The 21240-nt window shown below is 62.5% G+C and carries 17 protein-coding genes, 2 tRNA genes and 2 pseudogenes; 7 read left to right on the forward strand and 14 right to left on the reverse strand.

Annotated elements, in window-relative coordinates; genetic code table 11:
* From INS93_RS08275 to tssB, 8 genes and pseudogenes are all read right to left on the reverse strand, one after another.
* A pseudogene (locus tag INS93_RS08275) lies at window positions 1-1363 on the reverse strand (type VI secretion system Vgr family protein); the annotation flags it as partial.
* 3 nt (window positions 1364-1366) lie between these two features.
* Window positions 1367-4000 (reverse strand): type VI secretion system ATPase TssH, encoded by a 2634-nt coding sequence (tssH, locus tag INS93_RS08280; protein WP_192981006.1) that lies wholly within the window; start codon window positions 3998-4000, stop codon window positions 1367-1369.
* 76 nt (window positions 4001-4076) lie between these two features.
* Window positions 4077-4568 carry an Hcp family type VI secretion system effector gene (locus tag INS93_RS08285; RefSeq protein ID WP_192981007.1) on the reverse strand — a complete coding sequence of 164 codons (492 nt, stop codon included), beginning with the start codon at window positions 4566-4568 and terminating at the stop codon, window positions 4077-4079.
* A gap of 12 nt (window positions 4569-4580) precedes the next feature.
* Window positions 4581-6332 (reverse strand): OmpA family protein, encoded by a 1752-nt coding sequence (locus INS93_RS08290; protein ID WP_192981008.1) that lies wholly within the window; start codon window positions 6330-6332, stop codon window positions 4581-4583.
* A 2-nt stretch (window positions 6333-6334) separates the two neighbouring features.
* Window positions 6335-7006 carry a type VI secretion system protein TssL, short form gene (gene tssL / locus INS93_RS08295; protein ID WP_192981009.1) on the reverse strand — a complete coding sequence of 224 codons (672 nt, stop codon included), beginning with the start codon at window positions 7004-7006 and terminating at the stop codon, window positions 6335-6337.
* Entirely contained in the window at window positions 7003-8358 is a 1356-nt protein-coding gene (gene tssK / locus INS93_RS08300) for a type VI secretion system baseplate subunit TssK (protein ID WP_192981010.1), read from the reverse strand. The genes tssL and tssK overlap by 4 nt, the downstream gene beginning before the upstream one ends.
* A gap of 21 nt (window positions 8359-8379) precedes the next feature.
* Window positions 8380-9924, reverse strand: coding sequence for a type VI secretion system contractile sheath large subunit (gene tssC, locus INS93_RS08305; RefSeq protein WP_192981011.1), 1545 nt, complete (start codon window positions 9922-9924; stop codon window positions 8380-8382).
* A gap of 20 nt (window positions 9925-9944) precedes the next feature.
* Window positions 9945-10445: a type VI secretion system contractile sheath small subunit gene (gene tssB / locus INS93_RS08310; protein ID WP_192981012.1), complete on the reverse strand. Its 501-nt coding sequence runs from the start codon at window positions 10443-10445 to the stop codon at window positions 9945-9947.
* Window positions 10446-11039: 594 nt separating this feature from the next.
* On the opposite strand from tssB, the gene INS93_RS08315 reads away from it, so the two are divergent.
* From INS93_RS08315 to tsaA, 6 genes are all read left to right on the forward strand, one after another.
* Window positions 11040-11116 (forward strand) — tRNA-Met (locus tag INS93_RS08315).
* 114 nt (window positions 11117-11230) lie between these two features.
* A tRNA-Met gene (locus INS93_RS08320) sits at window positions 11231-11307 on the forward strand.
* A 142-nt stretch (window positions 11308-11449) separates the two neighbouring features.
* Entirely contained in the window at window positions 11450-12772 is a 1323-nt protein-coding gene (rimO, locus tag INS93_RS08325) for a 30S ribosomal protein S12 methylthiotransferase RimO (protein WP_160020249.1), read from the forward strand.
* A gap of 104 nt (window positions 12773-12876) precedes the next feature.
* Complete coding sequence (locus tag INS93_RS08330; protein WP_192981013.1) at window positions 12877-13587, forward strand: rRNA pseudouridine synthase; 711 nt, start codon at window positions 12877-12879, stop codon at window positions 13585-13587.
* A gap of 43 nt (window positions 13588-13630) precedes the next feature.
* Window positions 13631-13837 carry a hypothetical protein gene (locus INS93_RS08335; protein WP_192981014.1) on the forward strand — a complete coding sequence of 69 codons (207 nt, stop codon included), beginning with the start codon at window positions 13631-13633 and terminating at the stop codon, window positions 13835-13837.
* Window positions 13838-13847: 10 nt separating this feature from the next.
* Entirely contained in the window at window positions 13848-14552 is a 705-nt protein-coding gene (gene tsaA / locus INS93_RS08340; RefSeq protein WP_192981015.1) for a tRNA (N6-threonylcarbamoyladenosine(37)-N6)-methyltransferase TrmO, read from the forward strand.
* Window positions 14553-14586: 34 nt separating this feature from the next.
* Here the strand turns inward: tsaA and INS93_RS08345 are convergent, their stop codons facing one another.
* Entirely contained in the window at window positions 14587-14889 is a 303-nt protein-coding gene (locus tag INS93_RS08345) for a putative quinol monooxygenase (RefSeq protein WP_192981016.1), read from the reverse strand.
* Between the two features lie 61 nt (window positions 14890-14950).
* Here INS93_RS08345 and INS93_RS08350 point away from each other — a divergent pair, with 61 nt between their 5' ends.
* Window positions 14951-15367 carry a VOC family protein gene (locus INS93_RS08350; protein WP_192981017.1) on the forward strand — a complete coding sequence of 139 codons (417 nt, stop codon included), beginning with the start codon at window positions 14951-14953 and terminating at the stop codon, window positions 15365-15367.
* A gap of 294 nt (window positions 15368-15661) precedes the next feature.
* On the opposite strand, the gene INS93_RS25065 is transcribed toward INS93_RS08350, so the two are convergent.
* The 5 genes and pseudogenes from INS93_RS25065 to INS93_RS08370 all read right to left on the reverse strand — a co-directional run bounded on the left by INS93_RS25065 (window position 15662) and on the right by INS93_RS08370 (window position 21168).
* Complete coding sequence (locus tag INS93_RS25065; RefSeq protein WP_420707293.1) at window positions 15662-16534, reverse strand: methyl-accepting chemotaxis protein; 873 nt, start codon at window positions 16532-16534, stop codon at window positions 15662-15664.
* Window positions 16520-17611 (reverse strand): annotated as a pseudogene (locus tag INS93_RS25070) (HAMP domain-containing protein); the annotation flags it as partial. The gene INS93_RS25065 and the pseudogene INS93_RS25070, both read right to left, overlap by 15 nt.
* A gap of 306 nt (window positions 17612-17917) precedes the next feature.
* On the reverse strand, window positions 17918-19378 hold the full coding sequence (locus INS93_RS08360; RefSeq protein WP_160020256.1) for a sodium-dependent transporter: 1461 nt from the start codon (window positions 19376-19378) through the stop codon (window positions 17918-17920).
* Window positions 19379-19469: 91 nt separating this feature from the next.
* A complete protein-coding gene (gene maiA / locus INS93_RS08365; protein WP_192981019.1) occupies window positions 19470-20120 on the reverse strand; it encodes a maleylacetoacetate isomerase in 651 nt (216 codons plus the stop codon).
* A gap of 67 nt (window positions 20121-20187) precedes the next feature.
* Window positions 20188-21168 carry a fumarylacetoacetate hydrolase family protein gene (locus INS93_RS08370; protein WP_192981020.1) on the reverse strand — a complete coding sequence of 327 codons (981 nt, stop codon included), beginning with the start codon at window positions 21166-21168 and terminating at the stop codon, window positions 20188-20190.
* Window positions 21169-21240 lie beyond the last annotated feature (72 nt).

Genomic DNA, 21240 nt, shown 5'->3' on the forward strand with positions numbered 1-21240 from the left:
CAGCAAGGGCATGTGCAAGCCGTTAGGTGTCGCCGGCATAGGGCCGCGCCAGGCGCAGCCACATGCTTTCGCGGCCGGCTGGCCAGGTATCCCGGTCGAACAGGAAGTTGACGCGGTAGCGCCCTTCTCCATCGATATGGCTGTAGGGATCGTTGCGCTGCGGGCTGGTGATGCGCGCGGGCACGGTGCCGGCGATGCGCGGCTTGCTCGGCACCGGCGGGCGGAAGGCGATGTGGCCGTCGGGGATGGCTTCGAAGCGAACGTCGAAGCTGCGATCGCGGGCAGCCGTGCAGTGGCTGCGGACGATCAGCGCGCCTTGCCTGAACGCTGCCGGTGCGCCGCCTGTCACCTTGAGCACCCAGCCGGGGGCCAGGGCGGCGTCGCTGCTGGTGCCGCTCAGGCGGAGCTGGTCATTCAGGTAGCGCTCGTGGGCCAGTTGCGCGTAGAAGACGCCGCTCTCGGCGTGGTCTTCCTCATCGCCACGGGCATGGGGATCACCGAGGCTCTGGTAGTGCTCGTCGGCGTAATGGTAGGCCTCGCCGTAGGTGGTGGCGGCGCCACGCGTCAGGTCGGCCTGGCCGTCAAGGTTGGCGCCGGCATCGCGCGAGTAGTAGGCGCGGGTGCTGACCAGTTGCTGGACGACCTGGTGGCTGGCCTGCAGGTCCCACACGGCATCCTGGCCGGTGGCTTGCAGCCCGCTCAGGGGCCGCAGCGGCAGGCTGATMTCGCGTTGGTAGTGCATGGGCGAGTCCTTGAACTCGACCACGTCGATTTTCAAGCGCGCGTCCATGCTGAAGCTGAACCAGATGCCGCGCTCCGCACAGAGCCTCTTGATGTAGGCAAGGTCCGATTCGCCGTACTGCAGCAGTTGGTCATGCTGCTTGTACGTTCTGCCGAGGTCGATGAGAAAATCCTGCCCGCGCCAGCCATGTCGCCGCAGGATGGTTTCCACCACTTCGGGCACGCTCTGGTTCTGGTAGATGCGGTACTGGCAGGTCTTGTCCAGCAGGGACAGGCGCGGCTCCAGCGTGAGCTCGTAACGGGCTTCGTCCCTGGAGGCCGAGAGACGCCGGAATTGTGTGATGACCCCGTGCAAGGTGCGCAGCGGCGCGAGCGCCGGCGGCGTGTAGCCGCGAATGGTCAGCGCTGGCGGCGCTGCGTGCAGACTGAAGCTGGCATCCTTGCCGAGCAAGGTATCGGCGGCGATGTCGAGACTCGGGCTGGTCACCTCGATGGCATAGCAAAAGGTTTCGCTGAGTGCCTCGGTGCCGGAAAACGCGAGCACGTCCAACGGGGCGCTCTGGTCAGCCACCGTGAGCCTATGCCGGCTGTGATCGAAGAAGGGGCGTATCTCGCTGAGCATGGATCAGACCTCCGCGCGTTCGAGAGCCCAGGGCTCTTCGCTGAATGCCAGGGCGATGCCGTCGTCAGCGCCGTAACCCAGGGTGACGGCGGTGGCTTTGCGCTGGCTGGCTTGGCGCTGCAGCAGCTGCTGGCTCAGCACCGGCAGGATTTGCTGGTTGAGCAGGCTGTCGATGTTGCGCGCGCCGCTGTCGGGCAGCAGGCAGGCATCGACGATGGCCTGGTTGAGGCCATCATCAATATGGCAGGTGATGCCGTAGTGACGCTGCAGGCGCTTGGCGACCTGGCCCAGTTTGATGGCGACGATGCGGCTCAGCGCGGCGCCGTCCAGGGGGCGGTAGATCAACGTCTGGAAGCGCGCGAGCAGCGCAGGCTGGAAGTGCTCGCGCAGCACCGGCCCCAGCCGTTCCTGCAGGTCGCTGTCCGTCGCCTCGGGGCGCTCTTCGAACAGCGCCTGCAATCGGTCGCTGCCCAGGTTCGAGGTCATCAGGATGACGGTGTTGCGGAAGTCGATTTCGCGCCCTTCGCCATCTCGCATGAAGCCGCGATCGAATACCTGGTAGAACAGATCGAGCACGTCGCGGTGGGCTTTCTCCACCTCATCGAGCAGCACGACGCTGTAGGGGCGCTGACGGATCGCTTCGGTCAACACACCACCCTGGCCATAGCCGACGTAGCCCGGCGGCGAGCCCTTGAGCTGGCTGACGGTATGGGCTTCCTGGTATTCGGAAAGGTTGATGGTGACCAAGGACTTTTCACCGCCGAACAGGCAGTCGGCCAGCGCCAGGGCGGTTTCGGTCTTGCCCACGCCGCTGGTGCCCACCAAGAGAAAGACGCCTAAGGGGGCGTTCTCGGCGGTGAGGCCGGTCTTGGCGGCGCGCAGGCGTTGCGCCAGGGCGCCCAGGGCGCTGTCCTGGCCGATGACCCGCTGCGCCAGGTGCTGTTCGAGCTCAAGCAGGTTGGTCTGTTCGTCCTTCAGCAGGCTGCCCAGGGGGACGCCGGTCCAGTCGGCAATGACTTCAGCAACACTGCGTGCATCGACGTCGAGCGACAGCAGAGGGTGGTCGCTTTGCAGGGTGGCCAGCCGCTCCTGCAAAGCGGCGCATGCGTCAGGTGCATGGGTGCGGGCTTCCAGCAGTTCACGGGTGAGCGCCAGTTCCTGTTGGTACTGCTGCTGTAGCTCAGCGAGATACTCCTGCACCTGATGCTCGCGAAGGTCGATGGCGGACAAACGCTCGATCGCCATGGCGCCGCTGAGCCTGGCGTCCTCTTCGAGGGCTTGACGCTCGAGCTGTAGCGCATGCTGCTCAGCCTTGAGCTGCACCAGCGATTGCGGTTCGCAATCCAGGCTCATGCGCACGCGAGCGCTGGCGGTATCGAGCAGGTCGACAGCCTTGTCCGGCAACTGACGACCCGTGAGGTAGCGGCGTGACAGCGTGACCGCGGCCTGCACGGCGGCATCCTGAATATGCACGCCATGATGGCTGGCATAGCGAGCCTTGAGGCCACGCAGCATGAGGCAGGCGTTGGCGTCGTCAGGCTCATCGACCTTGACCATCTGGAAGCGCCGCTCCAAAGCGGCGTCGCGCTCGAAATACTGTTTGTATTCGGACCAGGTGGTGGCGGCGATGGTGCGCAGTTCGCCCCGTGCCAGGGCGGGTTTGAGCAGGTTGGCGGCATCGGCGCCTCCGGCCTGGTTGCCGGCGCCGATCAGGGTGTGGGCTTCGTCGATGAACAGCAGGATCGGCGTGGGCGATTGCTGGACGGCATCGATGACGTTCTTCAGGCGCTGCTCGAACTCGCCCTTTACGCCCGCCCCCGCCTGCAGCAAGCCGAGGTCGAGCGTGCGCACGCTGACCCGTTTGAGGCTGTCCGGCACGTTACCGTCGACAATCCGCAGGGCCAGCCCTTCGACCAGCGCGGTTTTACCCACGCCAGGCTCGCCGACCAGGATCGGGTTGTTCTTGCGCCGACGGCCAAGAATGTCGATGACCTGGCGGATTTCGTTGTCGCGTCCAAAGACCGGGTCGATGCCGCCTGCCCAGGCCTTGGCGGTGATGTCCAGGGTGAACTTGTCGAGGATGGCGGTGTGAACATCGCTCTTGGCCGAAGACGTGCCTGTGGCAGATCGTGGCGTCTCAGCCAGAGCCGCTTCCTGCTGAAGCGCCGGACGCTCCCTGGACTGCTCATTGAGTAGCGGCAGCAGGCGTTCGATCTGGGTGTCGGCGACGCTGAGCAACGGCCAGGCGGCATCACAATCGAGCAGGCTCGGTGTCTCGCGCAGAGCCCCCAGCAGGTGGGCCGAGCGCAGGGTTTGGGCATCTTCGTGCAGGGAAGCGAAGAGCCAGGCGTCCTTGATCAGTTGCTGCAATTTGGCAGACAACTGCGGCTTGTCGCGTACGCTGCGCGGCAAGGTATCGAGATGGTTCAGCAATCCCTGCCACAGGCTGTCCATATCCCATTCGTAGCGACGTGCGATCAGGGTCAGATCGCCCTCGCCCTGCTCCATCAGTTTAAGCAGCCAGTGCTCGACGGTGATGAAGGGATGGGTGCGGGTCTGGCACAGCGACGCGGCGGCGCTCAGCGCCTGGGCGCAATAGGGATTGAGGCGACGTAGCAGATGAGTGGACTGGGCCATGGGGCGATCCTTGCTTGGGCGTAGGGGTATTCAGCGAGCATCGACCGGCGGTACCCCGCCGGTCGACGGGACACGATCAAGCGCTCTGACGCTCGTTCCAGGCGTCGGAGTGGATTATGTTGCCGTCCTTGAAGGTCCAGGTGATCTTCTCGTAGCGCAGCTCAACCTGTTCCAGGTGGTTGTGCTTTTCCTTGGACGGGTCTTTCACGTCGTGCATTTTCGGCGCGACTTTGACGACCTTGACGTTCTCCAGCAGGGTGTTGAAGTACTCGACTTCCTGGCCGGCGTCGTCGATGCGGTACCACTTGAACTCCGCGCTCTTGAGGGTTTGGCCGGTGCTCACAGCCTTGTACAGATAGGGGCTGGAGGCATCGATTTCCTTGGTGAAGTTGAACGGCGTATGGATGCGGGCGCCGGTCAGCTTGCCGGTGTTGTTGTCGGTCGGGATGTACAGGCAGTGATCCTGTGCCACTACCTCGACGCTACCTTCGCGCTGTTGCACGTCGACCGAGCCCTTGATGTCCGCACCGCCATCGTCTTTGAGCCACAAATAAACTGGAATAGCCATGTGAAGTTCCTTCTACAGATGCACATTCGCCGACGGCTGTTGCCGCGGCTGGGGTTGGCCGCCGGATACCTGAGTCGAGAGCGCGCAGGCTCCCGACTCAGGCACCAGGCGGATGTCGACCCGGCGGTTGGCTGCTCGCCCCTCCGGGGTTTCGTTACTGCTGACGGGTTGATCTGCACCGAAGCCCTGGACGGCGAAACAGCTGTCGGGAATGTCGCCCATCCGTTGCATCCAGTCGCGCACGGCAGCTGCACGGGCGCGGGACAACAACAGGTTGCGCTTGGGATCGCCAGTGGCGTCGGTATGCCCGGCAATCACGATCAACCAGCCCGGCTGGGCCTTGATGTCCACCAGGGCATTGATCAGCACCTTCGCCGAACCGGGCTTGAGCTCGGCGCTGCCGCTGGCGAACAACGACAGGCTGTCAAGGCGGACAGAGTCGGGAATGTTCGCCAGCACCGGCTTGGGCGCCGGGACGCGGTGAGCGGCAAGCGCGGCCAGAATCAGCGGACGAATGCGTTCGGCGCTGTACAGACCAAGCCCCAGGGACAGCGGTTCACCTTCACGGTAATGGCGATCCAGCATCGCCGCATCACGACGCAGAACGGTGACAGCTTGCTCACGCAGCTGATGTTCAGGTTGCTCCAGGGTGGTTGGTTCGGGAATCGCCTGGTATCGCCGCAGATCGTCGCTCACCTGGCGCACCAGCAGGCGGTTCTGCCAGGCCGAGCTGCACAGTGCAATCACGGCAGCGAGCACGAACAGCCACAGCCCACGCACCACTGCGCGGCGAGCCGGCGTGAGACTCGTCTGCTGCGGCAACAGGCTGAGGAGCGGATCGGGAAATGGCAGCGACGCCGCACCGGGTGCTGGCGTAGAGGGTTCAAGGGCGGTCCTTTCGTGCATCCACTGCGACCACAGGTTGTCCGGTGCATTGGCCATGGCGCCGGCGGCCAAGGTCATGGCGCAGGCGACGGCTGGGCAGCGCGCGTCGCGCGAGTCATGGGAGACCAGATGCGGTAATACCGATTGGGTCAGCCAGTGCCCCAGGCTTTCGATTTGCACGCAGGTGCGCAGGCGCGCAGAGCGGCTCGGCAGGTCCGTGGCGCGCTGCTGCCACTGCGCCATCGATAGATGGCTTGTGTCTTCACGCACGGACAGGCCCTGTTGCTCCGCCTCCCAAGTGAACCAGTGACTGTCATCGCGTGAAGATGACAGGTAGCTGCACAGCAGGATCGGCAAGGCCACCCCGCTTCTGCGGATTCGGCAAACCTGATGCCGGAAGGTCTGAATCGCTCCGACGAGCTGGGCGTTGTCTCTTTGCTCGGCGGGATTGACGATGTAGAGCACCGCCAGTTGGCCAACCCAATGCGGACGATGGGCCAGCAGGTAGTCGATGATCGTGGGCAGTCGATCCAGGCTGGGAACCCGGACGTAGCCACCCTGCTCAGTGACACACAGCGCCAGTTGATCGTCCGGCACGGCACCGAACAGCGAGTGCAGACCATCACCACAGACAGCGACTAGCGGATGGCGGTATCCGTCCGCTGGCAGCGCACTACCGGGGGCCAACAGCAGAGCGTGGCGTTGCCACGAAGCAGTTCGCCCCGCGAGCAGCCAACCTGAAGCCACCAGGGCAATCACCGTAAGCGCCCAGAGGGTTTGCGCGACCCTGGAAAGCGGCAGGATCGCCAGGATCAGCACGAGGCCCAGCGCCCCAGCCCAGAGCCAAAGAGCACGTGTTCCTTTGAGCGGCGTGGCCATCGCTAGACCTGACCGGACAACAGCGAAGTGACGGTATCGCCGAGTACTCGGTGCAATACCAGCCAGAGGCCAACCAAGAGCACCGCAGCAGCCGTCAGATGTAACCAGGGAAGGCTGAGCCAACGGCGCCAACTGCCGCCACGGACGCTGACCAGTTGCGGAGTCGCTCCCGCAGTGGTGAAGGGCTCAACCTGTTCGCCGAGGGCCGCCACCAATTGCTCACGCTCCGGTGCGCTCTCAACGCGATAGCGTCCCAGGAAGCCCAGCATCAGAACGCGCTGGTAGCAGGTCAGGACTCGCAGGTCGGGAGCAGGTTCAGCCAGGGCTTCGCGCATGTCCTCGTAGAGTTGCTCACCTGCCTGATGACGGTTGAAGAAATGCGCCTGCAGCGGCTTGGCCGCCCATACCGCATGCGCCCGCGTCGAGGCATGACGCAGCACGGTTTCATCGAGCAGTGCGCACTGCGCATAGCCAATCTGATTGACTGCGCGTTGACTCACGCCGGCGTCGATCAGACTGTTGCGACACTGCTCGACTTGCGCCACGCAATGCTTCCACAGCTCTTCGCCATCCTTGGGTGCGGCCTTCTGTCGCAACTCCACGACCAGCAGGTAGCTGTCCTGCAGCAGGGCATCGATAGCCACGATTGGTGATTTTCCAAAGGCCTTGGTCATGAGCGCAGCACCGCGAAAAGATCCAGCTGGACGTCTCCGAGCGTGCCGGGGACGTAGAGAGCGCAGGTACCTGAAGCCAGCATGTCGCGTGCCTTGGGATGGTTCAGGTCGAGGGCGAAGTACAGATTGCCCAGGCGCAGCGGAATCGCTGCCGGCACGTGGCCGAGCGGCACCAGCGGTACACCGTCGAGGGCCACGTTGACGAGATGGTCGACATCGTCCGGAGCCCCTACCTTGCACAGGCGCGGGAACTGGCTCTGTACCTGAGCTGCAGGCAGGCTGGAACGCACCGACAGGTAGAAATCGACACCCTCGGCATCGCGTAGCCGACCATCGTTCAACGCCACTTGCCAACGGTGTGCATTGGGATGCTCGAGATCCAGTGCAATGACGCGGGACGGCAGGCTGGCCTCGAGCAGGGTGGAAATCAGCGTGAACAACGGAGGGAAGACCGCTTCCAACTGCTCATGCCGATAAGCCGGTATGGCATTGATGTCGTGTTCGAGCGAGAAGGTGAGAAGACTGCCCGCCAGCTTGATGAGCTCCAGGTACACCACCTCGGGATGCCTTGCCGGGTGGGCCAGCAGATCAGCCAGCACGGGCTGATAACTGTTCAGTGCGTTGAGCAGCCAGAACAGCGAGACATCGGCCACCGCGAAGTCGGCCATACGCTGGTTGTTCTCGCGGCGCATACCCATCAGGCGGCTACGTTTGGCGGCCAACTGAGTCATCAGGTTGTCCAACTGACCGAGCAGTTGTGGCTGGGCATCGAAGCTGAGCAGCGGCGGGACAAACTGCTGATCGAGCGTCCAGATACCCTGCACGTCGCGGACCACACGTGCAACCGGACAGGTCAGGTACTCGGCGTTCTCATCGCTGTCCAGACGCAGGGACAACACATGCTCGAGCACGGCGATGGATTGGCTCTCATCACCATAGATATCCTGCACCTCGCGCCAGTCTCGGCGATAGCGTGTCGGTTTGCAGGCTTTGCCTTCGTCGAGCAAGCAGTTGTCGCCGTTGGCATGTTCGAGTGGCAGCGCCAGCAGTAAGGTGACGGTAGAAATGCCCTCCTCCATCAGCCGGCCAAGCTCTAGCGCTGGCGGCAGGCGGTCGGACGCATCACTGTCGATCAGCGTGCCGTCCTGCATCCGCACACGCAGACGCGTGGCCTTGAGCTTGCCAAGCCTCAGCGCGTCCAGATCGAACGCCGCAACCTGCACGCCCCATGGGTGAGCGCGTGAGATACGCGCCAGGCATTCATTTGTCCAGGCCTCCCACCGGGCCTGCTGCTGGAATTGCTGCGGGGACAGCAAAGCCCCCGCTCCCCATAAGGGAAGGTCGATCTTCATGGATGACTTCCGTGTCAATACTTAGGCTTTGGCCTTGGGCATCTGCGAGACCAGAGACAGGTTCACGTCCATGCCTTCCACCTGGAAGTGGGGAACGGCATAGAGCTTCACACGGAAGAAGCCTGGGTTGTCCTCGATATCCTCAACCGTGACCTTGGCATCACGCAGGGGGTGAGAGGCCTGCAGGTCATCACTGGGGTCGGTCATTTCGGTAACCAGACCGCGAATCCAGTTGTTCAGCTCCAGCTCGAGGACACGACGATCCTTGGTGGTGCCAATGTTTTCACGCTGGATCAACTTCAGGTAATGGGCAATGCGCGACAGCAAGAAGATGTACGGTAGACGCGCGTTGATGCGGCTGTTGGCCGTCGCGTCCGCAGTTTCATAGAGCGCCGGCTTCTGCGCGCTGTTGGCACTGAAGAAGCATGCGTAGTCCCGATTTTTGTAGTACGACAGCGGAATGAAACCCAGGTTGGCGAATTCGAACTCTCGCGTTTCCGGAATCATCACCTCGGACGGAATCTTCACCTGGTTACCGGTGCCCAGATCGTAGAGGTGGATCGGCAGGTCGGTCACGGCACCGCCGGCTTGCGGCCCACGAATTTGCACGCACCAACCGTTGTTGATGAAGCTCTTCACCATGTTGGCAGCGAAGGCGAACGAGGCGTTGGTCCAGAGATACTTGTCGTGATCCGGCCCCTTCACACTCTCGATGTAGTTGAAGCTGCGCACCGGCACGGTGTCAGGCCCATATGGCAGGCGACCCAGCACACGCGGCATGGTCAGGCCGATGTAACGGGAGTCATCGCTATCGCGGAAGGACTTCCACTTCAGGTATTCGGCACGGTCAAAGTAGTTGCCGATGTCCTTGATCGCGGCGACCTCCTCCATCGACTCCTTGCCGAAGAAGGCCGGGCCGACCGAACCAATGAAGGGCATGTGTGCAGCGGCGGCAACCTTGGAGATATTGCGCAGCAACGCGATGTCTTGCGGGCCACGACCAAATTCGTAGTTGGAGATGGCGGCGGCAATCGGCTCACCACCGGGTGTGTCGTACTCATTGGTATAGGTGTGAACGTAGAGTCCACTCTGGGCGATTTCCGGTGCGTCCTCGAAGTCCTGCACCAGGTGTTCCTTACTGATGTCGAGCAGCTCGATGCGCACGTTGCGACGAAAATCGGTCTGATCGATCAGTGACTTGACTCCACGCCAGGTCGACTCGACGCGCTGGAAGTCTTCATGGTGCATGATGGCGTCCAACTGGCGACTGATCTGCTGGTCCAGAGAGGCGATATGCTCATCGAGCAGCGTTTTATCGAGGCGTTCAACTTTCTGAGAGGACTGCTTCAGCAGATCCAGGAAAACACTGACCGCTGCCGTCACACGCTCATCAGCGGAGGCTTCGGAAAGCGCGTCACTGTTTTGGTAAACCTCGATATCCGACAGTTTCGATACCGGGCTGAGATTGATCTTTTCGAACAGGCCGGCATAGATACCTTGGCCTTCATGAGTTACAGCACTTGCGCTTCCTGTAGGCGCAACAGCTCCTTCCGCAGATGCAGACATAAGTCACTCCTTGATATTGATTAGCGGTCTTGGGGGGCTAACTGAGCCAGTTCGGCGCGCAGCTTGTCGCTCAGGGCGTCATCCTTGAGGATGCGCTCCAACTCTCGACGAAAAGTGGCGTTGTCGAGCAGGTTGGATTTGAGGTCGCGCAGCAGATTGCGCATGGCCAGCATCGCGCGCAGCTCAGGAATCTGACGAGCCACTTGTTCAGGCTGGAAGTCCTTCATGTTACGGAAGGTCAGATCGAGAGAGGCGTCAGAGCCATCGTCAACGAGCGTATTGGGCACGACCAGTTTCACGCTCGGGTGAAATTCGGCCAGTACGCTGTTGAAATTATTTTTGTTGATGTCGACTTTACTGCGCTCAGACAACGGGCGCTGCTCGCGGCCATTGCTGTAGTCACCCATGATCATCAACTTGAGCGGTAACTCGACCTTCTTTTGCGCTCCACCGGTATGCAGGTCAAGTTTGATATTGACCCGCGCCTTTGGAACTTCATTCTGAAAACTATCAGATGCCATTGTGGACCTGCCTTACAATTCCCTTGTTAATGCAAGCACGCGCCGCTATGGGTGATAGTCGATGCGCGCAATGACCTGAACCGCTGTCCAGTGAGGTTTTTTAAGCGACAAGCACTCGGTGATCTATAAGAATTTTCTTAAAAGCAGCACCGCCAGAACGTGCTGCCACGCATGCGGATTTCTGAGTAGAGGCCACATTCATCACCGAGCTTGCGCGACTTGTCGTCGAGCTTGGCCTGTCGGACCTGGACACCGGTAAATGGCATGGCGGGTATCGCTGACAGGTGGTACGTCCAGGCGCTTGAACACCCGCTTTTTCATCGCTGAACCAGCACGTCAGAGGATGCTCATGGACGCATACGCCGCGCAGACTGAGGTTTTACTGGCTGCCAGGAAGTAAGGAAACAGAGCAATACATGGCGCGCAGTCAACGTGGATCATCTTGTGCACAACACCCGCGCAAGCCTCGTACAGACTGGCCTGGAGCCGGGAAGTCCAACAGTTGTTTAACGCTAAGCATCTGAGTTGAAAACACTTTTCTTGCAATTAGCGGTTGACAGCCAAGCTTCTGACTGTAGAATGCCGACCCACAGACGCGGGATGGAGCAGTCTGGTAGCTCGTCGGGCTCATAACCCGAAGGTCGTAGGTTCAAATCCTGCTCCCGCAACCAGCTTCACGAAAAGGCCACTCGATGAGTGGCCTTTTTGCTTTAACGAAAATTAACTTTTTCGATCAAATGAAACAAATCGATTGACAAGATATTAAGTAAGCGTAGAATTGTCGACGCGGGATGGAGCAGTCTGGTAGCTCGTCGGGCTCATAACCCGAAGGTCGTAGGTTCAAATCCTGCTCCCGCAACCACCTTCAGATAAAGGCCACTCAATCGAGTGGCCTTTTTCGTTTCCGCCCCCTGACCAGCACTGGTCAAGCGTATGATCCGCCGCTAGAATTGCGCACTTTTTGATCAGAGGCGCCACCCAGGCGCCCTTAGAGGTTAGCCCGCATGTCCACCGCCACACCGAAAGTCGGATTCGTCAGCCTTGGTTGCCCGAAAGCGACCGTTGACTCCGAACGCATCCTGACCCAGCTGCGCATGGAAGGTTACGAGATCGTACCGACCTACCAGGATGCTGATGTGGTGGTGGTCAACACCTGCGGCTTCATCGACAGTGCCAAGGCCGAATCGCTGGACGCCATCGGTGAGGCGCTGGCCGAGAACGGCAAGGTGATCGTCACCGGCTGCATGGGCGTAGCCGAAGACAGCATCCGCGATGTGCACCCGAGCGTGCTGGCCGTTACCGGCCCACAGCAGTACGAGCAGGTGGTCAATGCTGTACATGAAGTCATTCCGCCGAAGACCGATCACAACCCGCTGATCGACCTGGTGCCGCCGCAAGGCATCAAGCTGACCCCGCGTCACTACGCTTATTTGAAGATTTCCGAAGGCTGCAACCACAGCTGCAGCTTCTGCATCATTCCGTCGATGCGCGGCAAACTGGTCAGCCGTCCGGTTGGCGATGTGCTCAGCGAAGCCGAGCGCCTGGTCAAGGCCGGTGTCAAGGAGCTGCTGGTGATCAGCCAGGACACCAGCGCCTACGGCGTCGATATGAAGTACAAGCTGGACTTCTGGAACGGCCAGCCGGTGAAGACGCGCATGCTCGAGCTTTGCGAAGCGCTGTCGTCGATGGGTGTGTGGGTGCGCCTGCACTACGTCTACCCCTACCCCAACGTCGATGACGTGATCCCGCTGATGGCCGCCGGCAAGCTGTTGCCGTACCTGGACATCCCCTTCCAGCACGCCAGCCCGAAAGTACTCAAGTCGATGAAGCGCCCGGCCTTCGAAGACAAGACCCTGGCGCGCATCAAGAAGTGGCGTGAGATCTGCCCGGAGCTGACCATCCGCTCCACCTTCATCGTCGGTTTCCCCGGCGAGACCGAGGAAGACTTCCAGTACCTGCTGGACTGGCTCACGGAAGCGCAGCTCGACCGCGTCGGTTGCTTCCAGTATTCGCCAGTCGAGGGCGCACCAGCCAACGACCTGGGTCTGGAAGTAGTGCCTGATGACGTCAAGCAGGACCGCTGGGAGCGCTTCATGGCGCACCAGCAGGCCATCAGCTCTGCACGTCTGCAGGCCAAGATCGGCCTGGAGATGGACGTACTGATCGACGAAGTGGACGGCGAAGGCGCCGTGGCCCGCTCCTGGGCCGACGCCCCGGAGATCGACGGCAGCGTGTTCATCGACTCCCCCGACGTCAAGCCAGGCGACAAGGTGCGCGTACGTATCGTCGACGCCGACGAGTACGACATGTGGGGCGAGCTGGTCTGACCGACCTCTCTCCTGAAAAGCCCCGCACAATGCGGGGCTTTTTCTTTCCCGGCACCACAGCTTCTTGCCGGTACAATGACCTCCTTTTACTGCCGAGCCATCTCATGAGCGAACCCACCCGCCTGTCCAAACGCGTCATCGAACTGTTCGGATGCTCGCGTCGTGAAGCCGATCTTTACATCGCAGGAGGCTGGGTGACGGTGGACGGCCAAGTGGTCGAAGCGCCGCAGTTCAAGGTCGAAGATCAACGCGTCGAATTGCACCCCGATGCCCGCCTTGACCCCGTGGAGCCCGTCACCCTGCTGGTGCATGGCTCGACTGGCTGCAACGCCGCACAGTTGCAGCACTTGCTGGTGCGCGAACGACACTGGGAAGAGGACCCGCACGCCCAACGCGTCCTGCATGGCCACTTCCTGCGCCAGGAGCAGAGCCTGCCACTGCAGACCGGTGCCAGCGGCCTGATAGTGCTCAGCCAGGACTGGCGCACGCAACGCAAGCTGCGCGAAGACGCCGCCAAGCTGGAACAGGAATACCTGGTCGAGGTAGCCGGCGAAGTGCCCGCCAGCGCACTGGAACGCCTGAAGAAAGGTTGGCTGCACAAGGGCACGCAGTTCCCACCCTGCAAGGCCAGTTGGCAGAGCGAGCAGCGCCTGCGCTTCGCGCTGAAGAATCCGGCTCCTGACCTGCTACGGCAGATCTGCGCGGCGTTGGGCCTGAAAGTGCTGGGCATGAAGCGCATCCGCATCGGCGGCGTACCCATGACCAAGTTGCCGGTCGGGCAATGGCGCTATCTGGGCGAGAAAGAACGATTCTGAGACCGTGTTAGGCTGTGTTCGTCACGCTCTGGAGACCACCATCATGCGTACCCTGCTCCTCATCGCACTGCTCGCACTGAGCCTGCCCGGCCTCGCCGCACCTGCGCCGTTCTTCCTCTGGCAAAGCAAGGTCGATGGCCACCTGACCTGCGCTCAGGTCAGCCCTGGTGAAGGCTGGATTCGCTTCACCGGCCCATTCCGCGATGCCGGCTGTCGTGTAGCACACGACGCCCCCGTGCGTAGCCGCTAAGTAGAACACCATGCAGCATCTGGTTTCTCCGGTCGGTATCGTTCGCTCCTGTTTCAAGGAAAAATTCGCCATTCCTCGCCAGCCGCACCTGGCGCCCGCCGCGCGCGGCGTGCTGGAGCTGCTGCCCCCCTTCGATCAGGGCGAGGCCGTGCAGGGACTGGAGCAGGTCAGCCACGTCTGGTTGCTGTTTCTCTTTCACCAGGCGCTGGAAGACAAGCCGCGCCTGAAAGTGCGCCCGCCGCGCCTGGGCGGCAATCAGTCAGTCGGCGTGTTCAGCACCCGCGCCACCCACCGCCCCAATGGTATCGGCCAATCGGTGGTACGCCTGGAGAAGGTCGAGCCGGGCCGTCTGCACCTGTCCGGCATCGACCTGCTCGACGGCACCCCGGTGTTGGATATCAAGCCCTACGTGCCCTACGCCGATGCCGTGGCCGATGCCCGCAACGACATGGCCGACGCGCCACCCCCACTGATTGCCGTGGACTGGCAGGACGGCGCGCTACACCTGGCGCGCCAACACGCGCTGCGCCTGGGTGAACCCTTGGTGGAACTGATCGAGCAGTGCCTGGCGCAGGATCCGCGCCCGGCCTATCAGCAACCGCAGCCCGAGCGGCGCTACGGCGCGTGCTTCTGGGATCTGGACGTGCACTGGCACTATCCCGAGCCAGACCGTATCCGGGTGCTGGATATGCAGATGGCACAAAGCACGGCCTGACCGAGCCAAGCCTTCGCAGCAGCCTCTCTTCTCTTCAGCGCGATGGATTGAGCGCCTGCATATCGGCCTCAATGGCTTCCTGACGCTCGATCAGCGGCTCCAGCAGCGGCCGGCTGGCAAGGAAATGCGCGGTTCGCGTATGCGCCTCGAACGCCGCCTCGTCGACGTAGACCTCGTACAGCCAGACCAGATCGGGGTCGCTGCGGTCACGCATCACGTCGAAGGTCAGGCAACCCGGTTCATCGTGCACCGAGGCGGCGGCGTTGACGCGCATGGCATCCATGAACGCATCGAAACGACCCGGTTTGAGTTGGGTCTTGAGCAATAGCACGTACACGGCAAACTCCAATATGTTTTATATTTGAAAAATAATTGTATACATATTTGAGTACAAAAAGATGCTCGAACGCCCATCCCGTCTCAATGGCTTGCGCCACCTGGCCCTGCTGGTACCCAACCTGGAAGCGTGCGAGCGCTTCTACGTGGACGTGCTGGGCATGCAGGTGCTGCATCGCGCCAACGAGGACCTGGTCTACCTGACCTGCGGCAACGACAACCTGTCGCTCGGCCGCGCGTATGCCGAGAGCCACGGCGTGGCGCTGGTGGATCATTACGGTTTCATCGTCGACAGCGTCGAGGAACTGGACGCCTGGTACCAGTACCTAAAGGCACGCGGCGTGACCTTGCTGGACCGACCCTTCGACCATGGCGACGGTGCACGCAGCTTTCACCTGCTGGACCCGGCCGGTAACAAGGTCCAGCCGCTCTATCACCCCGCAATCTCGGGCCAGCGCTTCAGTCCAGCCCGAACCTGAACATATGGGAGCGAGCGCCGTAGGGCGTACTCGCGAAGCAGTACGCCGTTAGGACTTTTGCCGCGCCGAAGACGGCGGACTGTTCGCTGACGCTCCTGAGTCCGCCCTACGCCCGCCCGCGCCCGGTGTCCCGGTTCGTCCGAGTCGGGTGCGGAACTGCCGCACCAGCTCCTGCAGCGCTGTAGGGCGTACTCGCGAAGCAGTACGCCGTTGAGACTTTTGCCGCGCCGAAGACGGCGGACTGTTCGCTGACGCTCCTGAGTCCGCCCTACGCCCTCCCGCCCGCGGCCGGCGTCAGGTGCGGAACTGCCGCACCAGCTCCTGCAGCTCTACGCCCAAACGCGCCAGCTCGGCGCTGGACGCGGCAGTCTGCTCGCTGGCAGTGGCGCTCTGCTCACCGATGTCTCGTACGCGAGTGACGCTTTCGTTGATCGCGTCGGCTACCGCACTCTGCTCTTCGGCGGCAGCGGCGATCTGCTGGTTCATCTGCTCGATGGTGCTCACTGCCTGGGTGATGCGCCCCAATGCGTCGCCAGCCTCGCCTGCCAGCTCGACGGTGCGGCGAGTCAGATCACGGCTGCTGTCCATCTGCTGCACGGCGCCCTTGGCCATGCGTTGCAGGCCCGCGATCAGGCTCTCGATCTCTTCTGTGCTGTCCTGGGCACGCTTGGCCAGCGCGCGAACCTCGTCAGCAACCACGGCGAAACCACGGCCCTGCTCACCTGCACGCGCCGCTTCGATGGCCGCGTTGAGCGCCAGCAGGTTGGTCTGCTCGGCGACGTTGCGAATCACCTCCAGCACACTGCCAATACGCGCACTTTCCTGATTCAGGTCGGCGATGGCCTTGGCCGACTGTTCCACTTCACTGGCCAGACTGTCGATCTGATCCACGGCCTGTTGCACCACGCGATTGCCCTGTTGTGCCTCCAGGTCGGCATCACGTGCGGCCAGCGAGGCCTGCTCGGCGTTCTGCGCCACTTCCTGCACGGTCGCGGCCATCTGGTGCATGGCGGTAGCGGTCTGCTCGGTTTCAAGCTTCTGCGTCTGCACACCGGCGCTGGTCTGCGCGGTAATGGCTGACAACTGCTCGGCAGCCGCGGCGATTTGTCCGACCCCACCGCCAATGCGGCTGACCAGATTGCGCAGGCTGACGGTCATGTCCTGCATGGCAGCAAGCAGCTGCCCGACTTCGTCACGGCGATCCTGCGGGATGTCCTGACTGAGATCGCCGGCGGCGATGCGCTGTGCAAAACCTACGCTCTGGCGCAGCGGTGCCACGATCAGACGGGTGATCAGCAACGCGGCGCACAGGCCCAACACCACGGCGGCCGCGCCCATGATGCCCAGCAGCACCAGCGCGCGCTGGGAGTCGGCGAGCATGCGGGTCTCGGCACTTGCCTGGGCTGACTCGGCCAGATCGACGACCGAACGTGCGCGCTCGATCATGGCCTTCTCGGTGGCCAGGTTCTGCTCGCGAAGCTGTTGGTAATAGAGAAAGGAACGCTGGTAAAGGGTCAACGCCTGCAAAGCGGTTTCAATGGACGCTTTCTGATCATCCTCGAGCCAGACGGTCAGGCTGCGGGCGACGGTCTGCAGATCCTCGCTGACGTACTCCCACTCTTCCAGCGCTTCGGGCGAGCCGTCGATGATGTACAGACTTTCCTGGCCTCGCAGGTCGAGCATGCGCTTGCTCAGACCGGATGCGGTTTCCGCCAGGGTCAGCGGGTCGCTGCCGCGCAGTCGGTCGCCCTGCAGGCGCAGCTCACGCACCGCGTCGTACATGTCCAGTTCGATCACTTCGAACTGGTCGCGCGCTTCGGCGGCGGCACTGCGCATGTCCTGCCGGGCCTCGCGGGCCTTGTCCTGCTGTTCCACATAGTTGTCGAATTGCTTCAGGTACTCAGCGGTAGCCTGTTGCATGGTCTGCACGCGCGTGCCTTCTGCGGCATCCTTGCCCAAGTGCACCAGCATGTCCTGCACCTTGAGCAGGCTTTCGCGGACGCGCTGCGCACTCTCCGGGCTCTGCTCGATGGCGAAATTGCGTTCAAGACGACGCGCCTGGAGGATCTCTTGGTTCACCTGCGCCAACTCCCCGACCTGCTCATGCCCATGCAACACCGCCTGAACGGCGAGGTACCCACTGACCGTCATGGCAGCTGTGAGCAACAGCACCAGGCCAAACCCGATGAGAAGTTTCTTGCCTACGGCAAGGTTGGCGAAAAAGCGTGCGGCAGGCTTGAACATAAGGGGCGACTCCGGTTCTTCTTATAGAGCCACGTCTCGTGAACGCGGCCTGGTCGGAAGGTGAGGCAACTGCTGTGCCAGATCGAACCCCAGATATCGGCAGCAAAGGCGCCCAGCTTGAGTGCTGGCAATTCGCCAATACATGGCATCGAGCATAATCCGGAAAACCGCCACCACCGGCAATTATCCGCTTATTGACGCCGGATAAGTGGCGAGTTCTCGCCTACCTAGCAAACCCTGTGAGCAAGCCAGCAATAAAAAGGGCGCAGCGTCCAACGCAGCTGCGCCCTTCGATTCGAGCCCCGATCAGCGTCCGGCGAGCGCCGGTACCACCCTGGGCCGCAGGATTTCGCCCGCCACGGCCAGCAAGCCGATGGCGCCAGCGATCCAGTACCACTGCAGCACCGGGTCGAACATCAACCAGCCCAGCGCATGCAGGAACACCACCATGATCAGCACCGGGCTGACGTAGCGCACCATGAACAGCCACAGCGCGTAGCCCGCAGGCGGCAGGTCCAGCTCGTCACGCATGATCTCGCCGCGCAGTGCATAGCCGGCGAGCACCACCATGAAGATGCCACCCAACGGCATCATCCAGCGCGAGGTGAGGTAGTCCAGCCAGTCGAAGAAGTTCTTGCCCAGCGGCGTCCAGCCCGCCAGCAGGTTGAACGACAGCATCGCCACCAGGCTGATCACCAGCAGCACCGCACCAGCCCCCATCGCTGCACGCAGACGACTGATGCCGTACTTCTCGTTCAGGTAGGCCACGCTGGCTTCGATCATCGAGATCGCCGAGGTCAACGCGGCGATCGACACCATGGCGAAGAACAACACGCCGAAGGCGGTGCCGAACGGCATCTGCTGGAAGGCCAGCGGCAGGCTCATGAAGATCAGACCCGGTCCGGCGCTCGGGCTCATGCCGTTGGCGAAGATGATCGGGAAGATCGCCAGGCCGGCCAGCAACGCCACACAGGTATCGCAGAGGGCGACGACGAAGGTGGTGCGCGCGATGGACTGGCCGTCCGGAATGTAGGAGCCGTAGGTGAGGATGGCGCCCGAGGCCAGGCTCAGGGTGAAGAATGCATGGCCCAAGGCCGCCAGCAGCGCCTCACCGGTGATCTTCGAGGCATCGAAATGGAACAGAAAACCGAAACCGGCGCTGAAACTGCCGCTGGTGAAGGCATAGCCAACCAACGCCACCAGCATCAGGGCCAGGCCCGGCATCATCCAGCGCACCGCACTTTCGATACCTTTCTGTACGCCCTTGGCCACGATCCAAAGGGTCAGCAATGCCACCAGCACGCTCCAGCCGCCGAGTTGCCAGGGGTTGGCGTTATGCGCTTCGAATACCCCGCCCAGCGCCTCGACACTGGTCGCGGCCAGCGAGCCGTCGAGCATCTTCCACGTATAGGCAAAGGCCCAGCCGGCCACCACCACGTAGAAGCACAGGATCATGAAACCAGCGAGCATGGCCATGCCACCGACCGCCTTCCACAGCGGATTGCCGCCGTTCTCGCGCACAACGCGGCCGATGGCGTCGATGGGACTGCCGCGGCCGCGGCGGCCGATGGCGATCTCGGTCATCATCACCGGAATGCCAATGGCCAGGATGCACGCCAGGTACATCAGCACGAAGGCGCCGCCGCCGTATTCGCCCGTGATGTAGGGGAATTTCCAGATATTGCCCAGCCCGACGGCCGAGCCGGTTGCAGCGAGGATGAAACCCCAGCGCGAAAGCCAGAGGTTCTTCGGTTTTTCACGGGTCATGCGTCACCTGTTTGTTTTTATCTGTGACGGAATCGGACCCGCTGCGCTTGTGGCGCAGCGGAATGCAAGGCTTAGGTGAAGCCGAAAAGTGTCACTGGGCGTCGGTTTGTGCCTCCGGCGCGGCCATTTGGAAGGCCTCCAGGGGTTCACAGCGCGCCGCCATGGCGACAATGCGTGGATACGCGGCAAGGTCACAGTTAAAACGCCGCGCATTATACAGCTGCGGGATCAGGCAGGCTTCCAGATATCCAGGCCGCTCGCCAAGCGAAAGGCGCCCGTCGAACGCGGCCAGGCCCTTCTCCACGGCGGCCAGACCCAGCGCGACCCAGTGCCGGTACCAGGCGTTCTTCGCCTCATCGGCGACGCCCAGTTCGCTGGACAGATACTGCAGCACGCGCAGGTTGTTCAGCGGATGCACGTCGCAGGCGATATGCAGCGCCAGCGCCCGCACCTGGGCGCGCTCGGCCGGGTCGGCCGGCAACAACGCCGGCACCGGGAAGATCTCTTCGAGGTATTCGATGATCGCCAGCGACTGGGCGATGCGCACGCCGCCGTTCTCCTCATCCACCAGTAGCGGCAACAGGCCCTGCGGGTTCAGCCCGCGATAATCGGCGCCGTGCTGCTGGCCGCCGTCCTTGACCAGGTGCACCGGCACCTGTTCACAGGCCAGGCCCTTGAGGTTGAGGGCGATACGCACACGGTAGGCGGCGCTGGAACGCCAGTAGCCGTAGAGTTTCAGCATCGATCATCCCCCCGTAGCCCGGATGCAATCCGGGACTGACCTGGGAATTTCCCGGATTTCATCCGGGCTACTCATATTTTTCCACCACCTGATCGATGGCGCCGAAGATGCTCTGCCCGGCAACGTCGAACATCTCGATGCGCACCCGATCGCCAAACTTGAGGAACGGCGTCTTCGCCTCGCCCTGCTCGACGATCTCCAGCATGCGTTTTTCCGCCAGGCAGCTCGAGCCGGCGCTGCGGTCGTAATTGGACACCGTGCCCGAGCCGATGATGGTGCCCGCGCCCAGCGGCCGGGTCTTGGCGGCATGCGCTACCAGGGTTGGGAAGTTGAAGGTCATGTCGACGCCGGCGTTCGGCTGGCCGAACAGCGCGCCGTTGATATGCGACACCAGCGGCCGATGCACCTTGCCGTCCTTCCAGCTCTCGCCCAGCTCGTCTGGGGTGATGGCCACCGGCGAGAAGCTCGACGACGGCTTGCTCTGGTAGAAACCGAAGCCCTTGGCCAGCTCGCCAGGGATCAGGTTGCGCAACGAGACATCGTTGACCAGCATCAGCAGGCGGATATGGCCCGCCGCTTCGGCCGGCGTGGCGCCCATCGGCACGTCATCGGTGATCACCGCCAGCTCGGCTTCCAGATCGATGCCCCAGGCTTCGTCTGCCAGGCGGATCGGGCTGTGCGGCGGGATGAAGGCATCGGCCCCCCCCTGATACATCAGCGGGTCGTGCCAGAAGGATTCCGGCATCTCGGCGCCGCGCGCCTTGCGCACCAGTTCGACATGGTTGACGTAGGCACTGCCGTCGGCCCAGTGGTAGGCGCGCGGCAACGGACTGTGGCAGGCGCTCTGATCGAAGGCGAAGGCGCCCTCCTCCAGGCCGTCGTTGAGACGCTGATAGACCGCCTCCAGCTTTGGCCGGGCCACGGCCCAGTCGTCCAGCGCGGCCTGCAGGGTGAAAGCGATCTGCGGCGCAAGTACGGCGCGGGTGAGATCGCGGGAAACGACGATCAGCACGCCATCGCGGCCTTGATTCAGTGATGCGAGTTTCATATGCGATTTCCGTTCTTGGCGTAGGAGCCGGCTTGCCGGCGATCCGGGGATCGCTGATCGCTGATCGCCGGC

It is taken from the genome of Pseudomonas sp. EggHat1 (genome assembly GCF_014892995.1).
Lineage (GTDB): Bacteria > Pseudomonadota > Gammaproteobacteria > Pseudomonadales > Pseudomonadaceae > Aquipseudomonas > Aquipseudomonas chaetocerotis.